General features: G+C 60.0%; 15 protein-coding genes and 1 pseudogene. 2 read left to right on the top strand and 14 right to left on the bottom strand.

Features of this window, described 5'->3' with window-relative positions:
• The first annotated feature begins 6 nt into the window (after nt 1–6).
• The gene (locus ASD58_RS23055) at nt 7–822 is read left to right on the top strand and encodes a head GIN domain-containing protein (protein ID WP_307178081.1); all 816 of its coding nucleotides are present in this window, start codon (nt 7–9) and stop codon (nt 820–822) included.
• Here the strand turns inward: ASD58_RS23055 and ASD58_RS23050 are convergent.
• The 9 genes from ASD58_RS23050 to kbl all read right to left on the bottom strand — a co-directional run bounded on the left by ASD58_RS23050 (nt 796) and on the right by kbl (nt 11,627).
• Nucleotides 796–2,016 (bottom strand): TIGR03862 family flavoprotein, encoded by a 1,221-nt coding sequence (locus ASD58_RS23050; RefSeq protein WP_057263561.1) that lies wholly within the window; start codon nt 2,014–2,016, stop codon nt 796–798. The genes ASD58_RS23055 and ASD58_RS23050 overlap by 27 nt on opposite strands.
• Entirely contained in the window at nt 1,989–3,968 is a 1,980-nt protein-coding gene (locus tag ASD58_RS23045; RefSeq protein WP_057263560.1) for a bifunctional diguanylate cyclase/phosphodiesterase, read from the bottom strand. The genes ASD58_RS23050 and ASD58_RS23045 overlap by 28 nt, the downstream gene beginning before the upstream one ends.
• Nucleotides 3,969–3,972: 4 nt before the next feature.
• The gene (locus tag ASD58_RS23040) at nt 3,973–4,791 is read right to left on the bottom strand and encodes a substrate-binding domain-containing protein (RefSeq protein ID WP_057263559.1); all 819 of its coding nucleotides are present in this window, start codon (nt 4,789–4,791) and stop codon (nt 3,973–3,975) included.
• Between the two features lie 166 nt (nt 4,792–4,957).
• Nucleotides 4,958–5,212 carry a molybdopterin converting factor subunit 1 gene (gene moaD / locus ASD58_RS23035; protein ID WP_057263558.1) on the bottom strand — a complete coding sequence of 85 codons (255 nt, stop codon included), beginning with the start codon at nt 5,210–5,212 and terminating at the stop codon, nt 4,958–4,960.
• Between the two features lies 1 nt (nt 5,213).
• Nucleotides 5,214–6,410: a gephyrin-like molybdotransferase Glp gene (gene glp / locus ASD58_RS23030; protein WP_156401470.1), complete on the bottom strand. Its 1,197-nt coding sequence runs from the start codon at nt 6,408–6,410 to the stop codon at nt 5,214–5,216.
• Between the two features lie 9 nt (nt 6,411–6,419).
• Complete coding sequence (gene thrC, locus ASD58_RS23025) at nt 6,420–7,895, bottom strand: threonine synthase (RefSeq protein WP_057263556.1); 1,476 nt, start codon at nt 7,893–7,895, stop codon at nt 6,420–6,422.
• A gap of 147 nt (nt 7,896–8,042) precedes the next feature.
• Complete coding sequence (locus ASD58_RS23020; protein ID WP_057263555.1) at nt 8,043–9,422, bottom strand: L-serine ammonia-lyase; 1,380 nt, start codon at nt 9,420–9,422, stop codon at nt 8,043–8,045.
• 20 nt (nt 9,423–9,442) lie between these two features.
• Entirely contained in the window at nt 9,443–10,405 is a 963-nt protein-coding gene (locus tag ASD58_RS23015) for an NAD-dependent epimerase/dehydratase family protein (RefSeq protein ID WP_057263554.1), read from the bottom strand.
• A 19-nt stretch (nt 10,406–10,424) separates the two neighbouring features.
• Nucleotides 10,425–11,627: a glycine C-acetyltransferase gene (gene kbl, locus ASD58_RS23010; protein WP_057263553.1), complete on the bottom strand. Its 1,203-nt coding sequence runs from the start codon at nt 11,625–11,627 to the stop codon at nt 10,425–10,427.
• 114 nt (nt 11,628–11,741) lie between these two features.
• On the opposite strand from kbl, the gene ASD58_RS23005 reads away from it, so the two are divergent.
• Nucleotides 11,742–12,317, top strand: a complete 576-nt coding sequence (locus ASD58_RS23005; protein WP_057263552.1) for a helix-turn-helix domain-containing protein — start codon at nt 11,742–11,744, stop codon at nt 12,315–12,317.
• A 21-nt stretch (nt 12,318–12,338) separates the two neighbouring features.
• Here ASD58_RS23005 and ASD58_RS30785 read toward each other — a convergent pair whose 3' ends face one another.
• The 5 genes and pseudogenes from ASD58_RS30785 to ASD58_RS32370 all read right to left on the bottom strand — a co-directional run.
• On the bottom strand, nt 12,339–12,734 hold the full coding sequence (locus ASD58_RS30785; protein ID WP_082565623.1) for a GFA family protein: 396 nt from the start codon (nt 12,732–12,734) through the stop codon (nt 12,339–12,341).
• Between the two features lie 10 nt (nt 12,735–12,744).
• Nucleotides 12,745–13,266 (bottom strand): alpha-ketoglutarate-dependent dioxygenase AlkB, encoded by a 522-nt coding sequence (locus ASD58_RS23000; protein WP_057263551.1) that lies wholly within the window; start codon nt 13,264–13,266, stop codon nt 12,745–12,747.
• A gap of 13 nt (nt 13,267–13,279) precedes the next feature.
• The gene (locus tag ASD58_RS22995; RefSeq protein ID WP_156401444.1) at nt 13,280–13,837 is read right to left on the bottom strand and encodes a hypothetical protein; all 558 of its coding nucleotides are present in this window, start codon (nt 13,835–13,837) and stop codon (nt 13,280–13,282) included.
• A gap of 24 nt (nt 13,838–13,861) precedes the next feature.
• Entirely contained in the window at nt 13,862–14,323 is a 462-nt protein-coding gene (locus ASD58_RS22990) for a hypothetical protein (protein ID WP_057263549.1), read from the bottom strand.
• A gap of 9 nt (nt 14,324–14,332) precedes the next feature.
• A pseudogene (locus ASD58_RS32370) lies at nt 14,333–14,422 on the bottom strand (VOC family protein); the annotation flags it as partial.
• Nucleotides 14,423–14,617: the final 195 nt, after the last annotated feature.

Below are 14,617 nucleotides of genomic sequence, written 5' to 3'. Positions count from 1 at the left end.
AACGCCATGAACATCCGTTCCCTGCTCAAGATTGGTTTCGGCATGGCCGTGTTGGCAGTGCTGCTGACTGGCATCACTTACAGCATGCTGCGCGCGCAAGGCGCTGCCAACCCCACCAGTGTGGCTGGCCGTGCCGCTCGCACTGAAGTGCGCGAAGTGAGCGCGACGATTTCCAATGTTGAACTGGTCGGCCCGATCGACCTGCGCCTGAAACAGGGCGATGTCCCGCTGCTGAAAGTGCGCGGCGAACAACGCCTGCTGGGTAATATCGCCACCGAGCAGGATGGCTCGACCCTGCGCATCGGATCGAAAGGCCTGCTGCTGCATCCGCGCCGTCCGATCGAGGTCGAGCTGGTGCTGCCGTCCCTGAACGAACTGGTGATCAACGGCAGCGGCGACAGCAACGTCAATGGCTTCAGCGGCGAACACCTGAGCGTACAGTTGCAAGGTTCAGGCAACCTGACCTTCAATGGCCGCTACAAGAACGTGGAAGCCGGCGTGCACGGCAGTGGCGACCTGAACCTGAACACCGGCCACGGCGAGAAAGTCATGCTGGAAATGATTGGATCAGGCGCGATCACCTCCAGTGGCAGCTGCAAGGAGCTGACCGCCGAAGTGACAGGTTCCGGCGACCTCGACGCGCAGCACCTGGCAACCGACAAGGTGGTCGTCACCCTGCTGGGCTCTGGAACCACCAATGTCTTTGCCCGCCAATCGGCAGACCTTACCGTCAAAGGCAACGGCAACATCCGCGTGTTTGGCAATCCCTCCGAACGCAACGTGAGCCGCAGCGGCTCAGGCGGCGTTAGCTGGGTTCATTAAGTAGCGCAGCATGTCCCTGCCGGCGGCGCGCCCGCTGGCAAAACAGGCAGTGAGCAGGTAACCGCCGGTTGGCGCCTCCCAGTCCAGCATCTCGCCGGCGACAAACACGCCAGGCATGGCCTTCAGCATCATACCTTCCAGCGCTTCGAAGCGGACCCCGCCGGCACTACTGATCGCCTCGTCGATCGGGCGTGCTGCACGCAGCTTCACAGGCAGGGCCTTCAGCGCCGCCGCCACGCGCATCGGGTCGTGGAAGGCTTCCTTGTCCAGCACTTCATGCAACAGGCCGGTCTTGACGCCCTTGATGTGCACGCGGCTTTGCAGGAAGCTGGACATCGAGCGCGCGCCGCGCGGATGCGACAGTTCCTTCTGCAGGCGTTCCAGCGGCCAGTCCGGCAGCAGGTCCAGCTCAATGGTGGTGCTGCCATGCGCCGCAATGCGATCGCGAATCCCTGCGGACAGGGCGTAAACCAAGCTGCCTTCCACACCAGTCCCCGTAACAATCATCTGGCCTTTGCGGCCGCCAATCGCCACGGTGGTCAGTGGCTGGCCCGCGTATTTTTCGGCGAAATGGGCGCTCCAATCGGCATCGAAACCGCAATTGGCAGGAACCAGCGGCGCCATTTCGACACCACGTTCCGCCAATAGCCCTTGCCATGCGCCGTCCGAACCGAGGCGCGCCCAGCTCGCGCCACCCAGTGCCAGCAACACCGCACGGTGACGTGCCGTGCGTTCTCCATCCGGCACCTGGAATCGCAAGGCGCCATCGGGCGACCAGCCCAGCCAACGATGGCGCTGATGGAAATGTACTCCGCTTTCACGCAAGCGGTGCAGCCAGGCGCGTAACATGGGCGCGGCCTTCATCTCGGTCGGGAAGACGCGGCCCGAGGTGCCGACAAAGGTGTCGATGCCAAGGCCATGCACCCAGCTGCGCAAGTCGTCGGGCTTGAAGGCATCCAGCATGGGGCGCAAGGCACCCGCACGGCTGCCATAGCGCGCCACGAAAGGTTCGTAAGGCTCGGAATGGGTGATATTCATGCCACCGCGGCCGGCAAGCAGGAACTTGCGGCCGACCGACGGCATGGCGTCATACACATCGACATGCACGCCCGCCTCGGCCAATACTTCCGCCGCCATCAGGCCGGCGGGTCCGCCACCGATAACCGCTACACCTTGTAATTGATTGCTTTCCATAGGGGCAGCATTGTAGTCGATCTCGGGCGATCGGCTGCCAGCTGCTGGGCAAAGTCCTCCGGCGTCATCGGCCGGGCAAAGAAGCAGCCCTGGATCTCGTCACAGTAGTGATCGCGCAGCCATTCGCGTTGGAGCAGCGTTTCCACGCCCTCGCCCACGATCTGCATATTGAGGTTGTGTCCCACGTCGATGATGGAGCGGCAGATTGCCTCGTCGGCCTGCTCGCTGCCGAGCTGGCGCACGAAGGACTGGTCGATCTTCAACTGGTCCAATGGCAGCAGGCGCAGTCGGGCCAGCGAAGAATGCCCAGTGCCAAAATCGTCCATCGACAACTTGACGCCAATCGCTTTCAATTCATTCATCCTGGCGACGGCATCCTCCAGATCTTCCATGACCATCGATTCGGTAATTTCAAAGCTCAGCATGGCCGACGGCACGTCGTATTCTTCCAATGCCACCTCAATGTGCTCGACCAGGCCCTCTTCGCGGAACTGGCGCGGCGACAGGTTGATCGAGATCGGCACCATCGGCAGCCCCGCTTCGCGCCATGCCCGCTGCTGGCGGCAGACCTCGCGAATCACCCAGGCGCCAAGGGGGACGATCAAGCCACTGCTCTCGGCCAGCGGCAGGAACTCGGCCGGCGGCACCAAGCCTCGGGTCGAATGCTGCCAGCGCACCAGGGCCTCAGCGGCGCACAGGTTGCCATCGCTCAAGGATGCGCGCGGTTGGTAGTGCACCACCATTTCATTGTGCACCAGGGCGCTGCGCAGCTCAGTTTCCAGCGCGAACATGCGCGAGGCGCGATCGTTCATTTCCTGCGCGACGAAGCGGAAGCGATTGCCGCCGTGGCCAACTGCATGGGCCATCGCCGAATTGGCCGAGCGCAGCATACCCGTCGCGTCGCCACCCTCCTCACCCATCAATGCGATGCCGATGCTGGCGGTGCTGTTGACGATATTGTCCTTCCAGCGCATTGGTGCCTTGATGGCCTCGAGCAGCTTGGTGGCCACCGGCAGCACATCGTCGTCGCTGACCATGTCGGCCAGGATCACCGCGAATTCATTCCCAAGCAGATGCGCCACGGTATCGCCCTCGCGCAAGCAGGACTTCATGGCAGAAGCAGCGTGCATCAGCAAGGCGCTGCAGGCGTCGGCCCCGAGGCTCGCCTTGACGCCGCGATAGCGGTCCATCGTCAAAGCCAGCACTGCGACCTTGCGGCCGGTGCGCTCCGCTGCCACCAGCGCCTGGCGCAAGCGGTCATTGAACAGCGACCGATTGGCCAGCCCAGTGGCCGGATCGTGGTGCGCTTGATAAGCCAGGGCGTGCTCCGCTGCCCGGCGCTTGCGTGCCTCGTGCATCTTGCTCAAGCCAAGCGCCAGGTCGGCGGCCAGCTCCTGCAACATCTGTACTTCTTCGCTTTCGAACGCGCAGGGGTCAATCGAATACATGCACAGCACGCCCATCGGCGCTGCATCGTCGTTCGAGCCTGCCAAGGGCATGGCAAGCACGCTTGGGTAGCCGTATTCGGCCGGGGCTCCACGGCGCAGGCGCGATTTGCCGTCCCACATCACGTCCAGCGCGATGCCTTCGCAAGCGCAGCCACGCTGCAATCCACCGGAGGCTGCGGCGAAACGTCCCGCCGGCGTACCCTGGATCTCGCTGGCCAGCAAATCCTTGCTGCTGCCCGCCATGGCCAAACCAGTCCACACCAGGGAATAGCTGCCTTCTTCCGAAATGGCACGACAGACGGCTGCCATCATTTCCTCCGCACTACTGGCGTGCAGCAGCGCTTCACGGCAGCGTGAGGCCATGCGCAGCGCGCGGTTGGCACGCAGCAGTTCAGCAGTTTGCGCATTCGCGCGCTGGCGCTCCGCCTCGCGCGCCACGAACCATTTGAACGTCGTCAGCGCTGCACAAGCAGCAAGCAATCCAGGCAAAATATAGTTTTCCATGGCGTCAGTCCAGGTAAGGTACAAAGTCGAATGCCGACAGGATGCCGTTCACTTGGGCGGAAAGGCAGAAGGCGAAGAAACTTCGTGCGACGCCGGTTGGCGCATCCCTGCTTGCCAGGGTGAGTACGCGGCAGATCGGATAGCTGCCGTTACGGATATTTGCGGTGCTGGCGGCGACGTCGGAAATCGGCAGCAGGCGCACCGAAACGCCTTGCGAGATCGCACGCTCTGCGGCACCGACAGAAACGTAGGCAATTGCGTTTTCACATGAGGCCACTACGGCCAGGCGCTCGATATTCGATTCGACTGCGGCGTTCAGGCTGAACGCATCCAACGGCTGCCTGAGAAAGCGCGCAAACAGCGCGCTGGAAGCACCGTCGCGCAGGCCGCCAAGCGCATACACCGAATCCTGCAGGCCGCCGGCGTCACGCCATTCGCGCATGCGGCCAGTGAAAATGGCTTGCAGTTCTTCGACGCTTAACTGGCGCACAGGGTTATTGGCATGCACCACAACGCCGACGCCGTCGCGTGCAATCGGGATGCCATACAAATCGCGTTCGGCCGGTGCAAGTGCGCGGGACAACATGGCAATATGTGCATGGCCGGAACGCACGTCGTCCAGCCCGCGCGAGGAACCGCCCAGCGCCACCTCGACCCCGATCTCCGGATGCATCAGGCGGTATTTGGAAGCAATTTCCTTCAGCAACGGCCCCATCGTAGTGGACCCGGCGATGTGAAGCTTCTGCGCACGCTTGCGCGGCGGGACTGGAACCTGGTTGCGGGCGAGGCCATTCAGGCCAAGGGCGGCAAAGACGAAACCCATTGCGACTCTCCTTGCAGGGAAGGGAAAAGCCGCAGGGAAGAGGCGACGGGAAATCGGGAAGGATAAATGCGGCGCAGGTTTTGGGCCGCATGTGATCAAGTATAACGTGACAATGCCTATGGTCAACAGTCTGACCTCGACTGTTGCGTGCGCACAGCAATAAGCGTTAACCGCCTGTCACAGGTGGGAAAAAGGCAACTTCATCACCCGGGGCAACGCGGGCACTTGCCTCACACATGCGCTGGTTACAGGCCATGCGCAAGGCGCGTCCTTCAGCCAGGGCGCTGGACCAGGGCTCGCCGCGCGCCAGCAGCCACGCACGCACATCGCCCACAGTCTCGGCGCCAGGCGGCAGTACTACCTGCTCGCCACTGCCCAGTGCTTCGCGCACACTGGCAAAATATTTAAGGTTGATCAGCATATCAATACATCAGTTCACTGAAGGGAATGAATCGGACTGCGTCACCAGGCGCAATCGGATTGCCGGGCGGGTTGTCCACCAGGCCGTCGCCCCAGACGGTCGACGTCAACACACCGGAACCCTGGTTCGGGAACAGGTCCAGGCCGCCCTTCTCGTTCAGTTTAGCGCGCAGGAATTCGTTGCGGCGGTCTGCCTTCGGCCAGTTGAAATCGGCGCGCACCAGCATGCCGCGCGGCTGGGCCGGCACGTCGGCACCCTGCAGGCGCAGCAGGAACGGCCGCACGAACAGCAGGAAAGTGACAAAGCTCGACACCGGATTGCCCGGCAGGCCAAGGAAGAACGCCTGCCCTACTTCGCCAAAGGCCAGCGGCTTGCCCGGCTTGACGGCGATCTGCCACATATTCAGCTTGCCCTCCGCTTCGACAGCAGGCTTGATATGGTCTTCCTCGCCTACCGACACGCCGCCGGAAGTGATGATCAGGTCATTGCCTTCAGCCGCCTGGCGCAGTACATTGCGCGTGGCCTCAAGCGAATCCGGAACGATGCCGAAATCGCGCACTTCACAGCCCAGGTTCTCCAGCAAGGCGCGTAGCGTGAAACGATTGGAATTGTAGATGGCGCCCGGCGCCAAAGGCTCGCCTGGCATCGTGAGCTCGTCGCCAGTGAAGAACACGGCCACGCGCAGCTTGCGGCGCACGTTCAGCTCCGCCATGCCGATCGATGCGGCAAGCCCCAGTTCCTGGCTGCGCAGGCGCGTGCCGGCGGCCAGGATCACGCTGCCGATGCCGATATCTTCGCCGGTGCGGCGGATCCACTCGCCCACCTTGGGGCTGTGGCGAATGGTCACCAGGCCGTCGTTCGCTTCGCATTGCTCCTGCATGACGACTGCATCTGCGCCCTCTGGAATCAAGGCGCCGGTGAAAATGCGCGCGGCACAGCCAGGCAGCAGCGGCTGGCCAACATGGCCCGCCGGGATCCGCTGCGTGACCGTGAGGGTAGCGTCGCCACTGGCGCAATCGGCTGCGCGTACCGCGTAGCCATCCATCTGCGTGTTGTCATGGCCTGGCACGTTCATGCCCGATACCACGGCGCTTGCGAGTACGCGGCCATTGGCTTCCAGGGTTGGGACCTTCTCCACTTCCGCCACCGGACGGGCGGCCGAGAGCAGGAAATCAAGGGCTTCGCGGACAGCGAGCATTGCCATGTTTTACAGTCCTGTGTTGGCGGCGATGTAGGCCTTCATCTTGCTCACATCAGCCGGCATGACTTCGAAACGCTGCGGCAGCGCTTCGATATTTTCGAAACCGGCCGGGCGTTCGGCGTCTTCGCCCAGCGCTTCCAGGATGGTTTCGTTGAATTTGGCGGCAAGTGCGGTTTCCAGCACGATCATCGGCACGCCAGGTTCCATGTATTCCTTGGCGACCTTGATGCCGTCCGCGGTATGGGTGTCGATCACGATGCCATAATCGTCAGCGACGTCGCGGATGGTTTGCACGCGGTCATCGTGGGTCGACTTGCCGGATTTAAAGCCGTAGTTGGCCACCAGCTTGAATTCATCGCCATCGCTGCCCGGCGCGCCGGACAGGTCGAAGCCGCCTTCGGTTTCGACTTTCCTGAACAGCTCGCGCACGCGCTTGCCGTCGCCCTTCACCAGGTCGAATACGAAGCGCTCGAAGTTCGAGGCTTTGGAAATGTCCATCGACGGGCTGGAGGTGTGATAAGTCTCGGCCGACTTGCGCACACGGTAGATGCCGGTGCGGAAGAACTCGTCCAGCACGTCGTTTTCATTGGTGGCGACGACCAGCTTGTCGATCGGCAGGCCCATTTGGCGGGCGATATGGCCGGCGCAGATATTGCCGAAATTGCCCGATGGGACAGTGAACGACACCTTCTGGTCATTGCTCCTGGTTGCGGCAAGGTAGCCGCGGAAGTAGTACACCACCTGCGCCACCACGCGCGCCCAGTTGATCGAGTTCACAGTGCCGATCTTGTGGCGGGCCTTGAATTCCAGGTCGTTCGACACGGCCTTGACCATGTCCTGGCAGTCGTCGAACACGCCTTCAACGGCAATGTTGAAAATGTTAGGGTCCTGCAGGCTGAACATCTGCGCGGTCTGGAATGCACTCATCTTCTTATGCGGCGAGAGCATGAAGACCTTGATCCCTTTTTTGCCGCGCATCGCGTATTCGGCCGCACTGCCGGTGTCGCCGGAGGTGGCGCCGAAAATGTTCAGTTGCGCGTCCTTTTTGGCCAACGCATACTCGAACAGGTTGCCGAGCAGTTGCATCGCCATGTCCTTGAAGGCCAGCGTCGGCCCGTTGGACAGGGATTGCAGCACCAGCTTCTTGCCGCCGGTTTCTTCCAATAAGCGCAGCGGCGTGATCTCGGCAGCGTTTTCCCCATCACGGACGTTGCGGTACACATCTGCGGTATAAGTCTTGTGTGCCAGGGCCCGCAAGTCGCCTTCCGGGACGTCGCCGGCAAATTTCTTCAGGATTTCCACGGCCAGGTCGGCATACGAGATGTGCCGCCACTTGTTCAGCTCTTCGCCGGTAACTTGCGGATACTCGACTGGCAGGTAGAGGCCGCCGTCTGGCGCCAGACCACCCAGGAGGATGTCGGAAAATTGCTGTGGGGAGTGTGATGCAGCCGACGCGTCGGCCCGGGTAGACACGTATTGCATAAATTAGAAAGTCCGGTGGCAGGTGAAAACGGACACCTATTATAGTCTGGCCGGAGTTTCTTTGTGAATTAAGCTAGTTTTTGAAATTTTCTACTGAAACCCGCCAGTTCTTGGTCAGACCCTCGGGTCTGACCCAGGTCTACCTGCTTAACACGCAGCGTGATTCACCGACACGACATGAATAGCCAACCCGCCCAGCGAAGTCTCTTTATACTTCGCCTGCATATCAGCGCCCGTCTGGCGCATGGTCTCGATCACATTGTCCAGCGTAACAAAGTGGGTGCCGTCGCCTTTCAAGGCCAGCGACGCCGCGGTAATCGCCTTCACCGCCCCCATGCCATTGCGTTCGATGCAAGGAATCTGCACCAGACCACCGATCGGGTCGCAAGTCATGCCCAGGTGGTGTTCGATGCCGATTTCCGCCGCATTCTCGATCTGTGCATTGCTACCGCCGAGAGCCGCCACCAGGCCGGCAGCCGCCATCGCGCATGCCACGCCAACTTCGCCCTGGCACCCTACTTCGGCACCGGAGATCGAGGCATTACGCTTGCACAGCATGCCAATCGCCGCAGCGGTCAGCAGGAACGCACGCACGCCGGAAACCGGATCGACCGGTTTGCAGTCTTCCGCATAGTATTTCAGCACAGCGGGAATGATGCCTGCAGCACCATTTGTAGGCGCCGTTACAACACGTCCGCCCGCTGCATTCTCTTCATTGACCGCCATCGCGTACAAACTCACGCCGTTCAGTGCATCGTGCGGAAGCTGGTTGGCGCGATCGCCGCCTTGCGCCTGGCGCCAAAGATCAGCCGCGCGGCGCTTCACATTCAGGCCGCCCGGCAACTGGCCGCGCGTCTCCAGGCCATGCTGGATACAGTCGCGCATCACGTGCCAGATGCGGTCCATGCCCTCGTTGAGTTCAGCCTCGCTGATGCGAGTCAGCTCATTTGCACGCAGCATCTGTGGGATGGTCTTGCCGCTGCTGACACCATGTCCCAGCAGTTCGGCCATGGTGTTGAACGGGTACGGCAGGCGAACAGCAGGCTTGCCATCAGTGGCCGCCTCCTCGCCTTCGGCGCGAATGAAGCCACCGCCAATCGAGTAGTAAATCCTGGAAACCGAGCTGCCATCCGTGCGGGTCAGCGTAAAGCGCATGCCGTTCGGGTGCCCCGGCAGGTTCTCGGCCATATGGAAAACAAGGTGTTGCTTGCGGGTGAAAGCAATCGTCTTTTCGCCCAGCAGGCGCAGCTCGCCGTCTACGTCGGCCGCTGCCAGCATGTCGTCCACCGCGTCAGGATCGACGCCTTGCGGCGTCTCACCCATCAGGCCAAGCAGCACTGCCTTGTCGGTGCCGTGACCAACACCGGTCAAGGCCAGCGAGCCATAGAGCTCTGCCGTCACCGAGGTGACATCATCCAATGGACCGTTTTCGACCAGGAAGCGGCGCGCCGCCACCATTGGTCCCACCGTATGCGAGCTCGATGGGCCAATGCCAATCTTGAATAAGTCGAAAACACTCATGTCCATTGTTGCTTGTCTCTCTCTAGTTATGCGGCCTCGCTGAGGCTCACGTCAATATTCGCCAGCATGTCCTTCACCATCTCATCCACGCCGATGCGGGCCTTCCAGTTCCAGTCCGCGGTCGCCTTGGAATCATCCAGGCTACGCGGCCAGCTGTCGGCGATAGCCTGGCGGCTGTCCGGCGTGTAAGCGATCTTGAAGTCCGGCAGCGCGCGGGTAATCGCTGTGGCCAGTTCTTCCGGATTAAAGGAAACGCCGGCGACATTGTACGACGAACGAATCTTGATTTGTGAAGCGGGTGCGTCCATCAATTCAATGGTTGCGCGAATCGCGTCAGGCATGTAGATCATCGGCAAAGTGGTCTTTGGACCGAGGAAGCAATCGTAGCGTTCTCCGCGCAACGCAGCGTGGAAGATCGCAATTGCGTAGTCGGTGGTGCCGCCGCCTGGAGGCGATTTGAAGCTGATGATGCCAGGGTAGCGGATCGAACGCACGTCCACGCCATACTTCAGGAAGTAGTATTCGCACAGTCGTTCGCCGGCCAGTTTCGAGATGCCGTAAATCGTGGTTGGGTCCATCACGGTGTACTGCGGGGTGTTCTCGGCTGGGGTGTTCGGGCCGAAAGCCGCGATCGAAGACGGCCAGAAAATACGCAGCGGCTTGCCCTGCTCGCCGCGCTCACGCGCCACTTCCAGGATGTTCAGCAAGCCGTCCATATTCAAGTCCCACGCCTTCAGCGGCGCCGCTTCGCCGGTGGCGGACAGCATCGCGGCCAGTTGGTACACCTGGGTGATGCCTTCCGCAGCAACCAATGCTTCCAGCGCGGCCTTGTCCATCACGTTCAGCACCTGGTAGCGGGCTGCGTTGTACTTGTTGATCGGGCCGATGTCGGTGGCGATGACGTTTTGTGCACCGTGCTGTTTGGCCAGCGCGTCCACCAATTCACTACCGATTTGGCCGTTGGCGCCGATGACGAGAATGCGTTCCATGATCTACCTATATTCCTGATTAGTTCTTGATGATGTCCAGCTCTTTGCCGGCTTGTTCGAATGCTGCGAGGACCTTGTCCAACTGCTCGCGGGTGTGGGCGGCGGAGAGCTGCACGCGCACGCGCGCCTGGCCCATCGGCACCACCGGATAGAAGAAGCCGGACAGCAGCACGCCCAGTTCATACATGCGGGCCGCAAATTTCTGCGCCACCGGCGCCTCGAACAGCATCACTGGCACGACGGGATGGGTACCTGGCTTGATGGTGAAGCCGATACGCTCAATCTCCTTGCGGAAGTAAGCGGTGTTTTCATGCAGGCGGTCGCGCAGTTCGGTCGAAGCGGACAGGCGCTTCAGCACTTCCAGCGAAGCGCCGGCGATGGCTGGTGCCAGAGTATTCGAGAACAGGTAAGGACGGGATTTCTGGCGCAGGGTATCGATTACCTCCTTGCGGCCAGAGGTGAAGCCGCCCATCGCACCGCCCAGGGCCTTGCCCAGGGTGCCGGTGATGATGTCGATCTTGCCCAGCACATTGTGATGCTCGTGGGTGCCGCGGCCGGTCTTGCCCATGAAGCCGGAAGCGTGGCATTCGTCGATCATGACCAGGGCACCGTATTTTTCAGCCAGTTCAACGATCTTGTCCAACTGGGCAATGGTGCCGTCCATCGAGAACACACCATCGGTCACGACGACTTTATGGCGCTTGTCGGCGGCAGCCTGCAGTTGCTTTTCCAGGTCGGCCATATCATTGTGGGCGTAGCGGAAGCGCGCGGCCTTGCACAGGCGGATGCCGTCGATGATCGAGGCGTGGTTCAGCGCATCCGAAATGATGGCGTCGTTTTCGTCGAACAAAGGCTCGAAAACACCGCCGTTGGCGTCAAATGCCGCCGCGTAAAGGATGGTGTCTTCAGTGCCCAGGAATTCAGAGATGGCCTTCTCCAGTTGCTTGTGCACGGTCTGGGTGCCACAAATAAAGCGCACCGAGGACAGGCCGTAGCCGTACTTCTCGGTTGCGTCGATGGAAGCCTGAGCCACCCATTCCTGGCCCGACAGGCCGAGGTAATTGTTGGCGCACATATTGATCAGGGTACGACCATCTTCCGACTGCACTTCGCTGCCCTGGCGGGAAGCGATGACGCGCTCAGGTTTATACAGGCCATCATTGCGCAGCTTTTCCAGGTTTTGTTGCAGGCCGGTGTAAAACGCATTCGTCGCTTGGCTCATGGTCGTCCTCTGATGTAAAGTTTACTCTTATTTCACTAACAAGACCGGAATTCACTATATTGAACGTAAATTCGATATACGGAATCCTACTTTACTATATTGAACTCTGCAAGCGTGAAGCCGAACATTTCCACCAACGCCCCGCCGGAAGTCGGCGCCGCCCTGCAACGACTGCGCCTGGCCCGCGGCCTGACACTGGAAGACCTGTCCCGCATCGCCGGGGTTTCAAAATCCATGCTGTCCCAGATTGAGCGTGAAAAGGCCAATCCGACCATCGCCATTACCTGGCGCCTGGCTAATGCACTCGGCGTGCAGATCGGCGAGCTGCTGTCAGACGTTGAAAAGGATGTCGAAGCGATAAAGTTAGTGGATGCGCATGAAACCCCTACCCTGCCAGGCGCCCACGCTGGCTACGTGCTGCGCATTCTCGGCCCGATGGAATTGGCGGGTAAATATGAGTGGTACGAGCTGACACTGTCGCCAGGCGGCGAACTGGTGTCGCAGCCGCACGATCCGGGCACGACCGAACACCTGACGATCCTGCACGGATCGATGGAACTGGAAGTGGGCACCAACAAGAAGAAGATCAAGCTAGGCGGCACCGCACGTTACGCGGCAGACCTGCATCACGCCATCCGCAATCCAGGAAAGGCGGAAGCGAAAGCGCTGCTGGTGGTGATTCACCGCTAAATAACGCGCCCGAGTCAATCGTTATGGGATATGTTCCGCATCCACCGGCGGGACAACCCAGCTATGCATTCGTTCCTCGTAGACCGAGACACGTGGAACCGGAAAACCCGGATCGGCAAAAGCCCCGACAGGAATGCCGACGTACCCGTCGAGGCTCTCCAGGCCGTAATAGACTGTCGAACCGCAGGTCGGGCAGAAATGAAACCTGACCTTCCCACCTTCGTCCCCGACCCGCTCGTATTCGGTTGAAACTCCCGACACGGTCACGTTCTCGCGCGGGAACCTGGCCTGCTCGCCAAACACGCTGCCAGTACGGCGTTGGCATGCCAGGCAGTGACAGATCGAGATTCGCACAGGTTCGCCCGAAACTTCGGCCGTCAGCTGGCCGCAACTGCAGGATGCAAGGCGTTTAGTCATTACATAGCTCCTATTTGACGATAGACCTGAAGGTCAGGCTGATACGGGGACCTGCGCCTTCCTTTTTCGGTATGGCGTGAAGCCAGTGGTCTTGTACATCCTTCGTCATGTAAATCAAAGACCCCGGCGGGAGCGGATAGTCGAATTCCACTGCCTTGTCGGTCTTACTCCTGAAGACGAGGGACCTTACGCTCCCCAACGAAACAATCACGACACCTGTGCCAGCACCAAGTTCTTCACTCAAATCGGAATGGAAACCCATGGATGAATTCCCATCCTGATAATAATTAAGCAGGCAATTGTTAGGCATGAACCCGAGAAGCCGCCCGATGCGCTGCGCGACAGCGGCAAGCTCGCCCGGCATAGGTGCCGGCTCGTAAGAGATTTGCGAGTAATCGTAAGAGACGCCAAAGCTGGCAGTCTTTCGCGCCTTCATGCGTTCATCCCATGTAACCGATGAAATCAGATGGTTGAACAAGTCGCCAGGCGACGGCAGGAAGTGTGGCTCGAAGCGAACATCTGGTGGAGTCATTGGATTCAAAAGCTTACTTCGACGAAGTTGGGTAGCGGATCTCGAACTCACTCATCTTTTCAAACGTTGTTGCATAGCTTGCCCAAAGGTCCTTGGTAGTGAGTGCGGTCGAGAATATCGCGACATCCAGGCCATTATTACCCCAGTACAGCGAATACAGTACGTGCCTGGAATCTTCTTCCGTTTCAAGGCAGGTATATGTGAACTGGCCCACGACTTTTTCTTTACAGCTCCTGATCACCTTGACGGTCTGCTTCTTACCATTGACATAGTCCAGGACCACCTGCTTCGCACGTTTGCCGCCACTCGCCTCAACTGCGATCAATGCCTGGATGATCACACCGGTTGTGAAAGGTATGTCGGCGCCATTATCGTCAGTGATCTCTTCCCGCGAAATGGCCCACATTTGGGTCCACGGTTGATGGTTTTCCCTGTAAAACCAGGACTCGGGGCGGGCAATGCGACCTTCCGCAGGAGACAGCGCTTGCATCACATATTTGCTTGGTGGGCCTTCTGCAAAAGCAGGAACTGCCAAGGCGAGACTCGCCAGGGGGAATAGTATTTTGATCATTTTTGGTGAATTCCGGTTCTACGTTCAGCGGGCTAGTGCCTCAAGCAATTCCCGCCTCAACTTCTTGCATGCGCCAGGCTCCTCGTCGAGTGTCGAACTTCGATAGCTATCGCCGGTCTTCAAGACTATCTTGATATAGCACTGCCGGTTCGATTTGCCCGGCGACCCAAATAGTACGGTTTCAATCGAAGCCGGCGAAACTGGGAGTTCCCTTGCGAAGGGGCCCGCAAATCCCAGGCGCAGTTCCGAGTCCTTCACCTCTGCAACGATAAAGCGCGCATAAGATGCCGAGTACGAGCCCCACGCTACAACGACGATCCCGGCTAAAGCAAGCGCAATGGCAGGTTGCAGGTAAAGCCTGCGCTTGCGATCCCACGCAAGAAGGAGCACGAGTGCAGCCATTACGAGGATCACGACACTACCGGTCACCAATGATCCTGCAAAACGATTCGTTATATCGTTCGGCGCTCCAAAGACCTGAATCATTCTGAATAATCAACCAGGTTGGTGGCAAACAACTTCGATGCTGTGCCCGTCCGGGCCGATGACAAATGCGGCGTAGTAGTTTGCGTGATACCTGGGCCGCGAACGCCAGGTAGAGATGGGCGAGGCCTTGCTCGCCGCATAATCACTCGCGCCGATTTTACGTGATCGAACATTGCAGCTCCTTAAGCCCCCCCCGTGTCAGACTACTTGTCGGGTAATTCAATCGCTTTGATTGGAACCTGGCCAAGGGCCTGGCGCGTCGCGAAATGCAGTTGTCGCCTCGGAATCGACATC

This window comes from Duganella sp. Root1480D1, assembly GCF_001427305.1.
Classification (GTDB): Bacteria; Pseudomonadota; Gammaproteobacteria; order Burkholderiales; family Burkholderiaceae_D; genus Rugamonas.
Note: the sequence above shows the minus strand (reverse complement) of the source record. Positions and strands in the feature narration are given on the sequence as shown.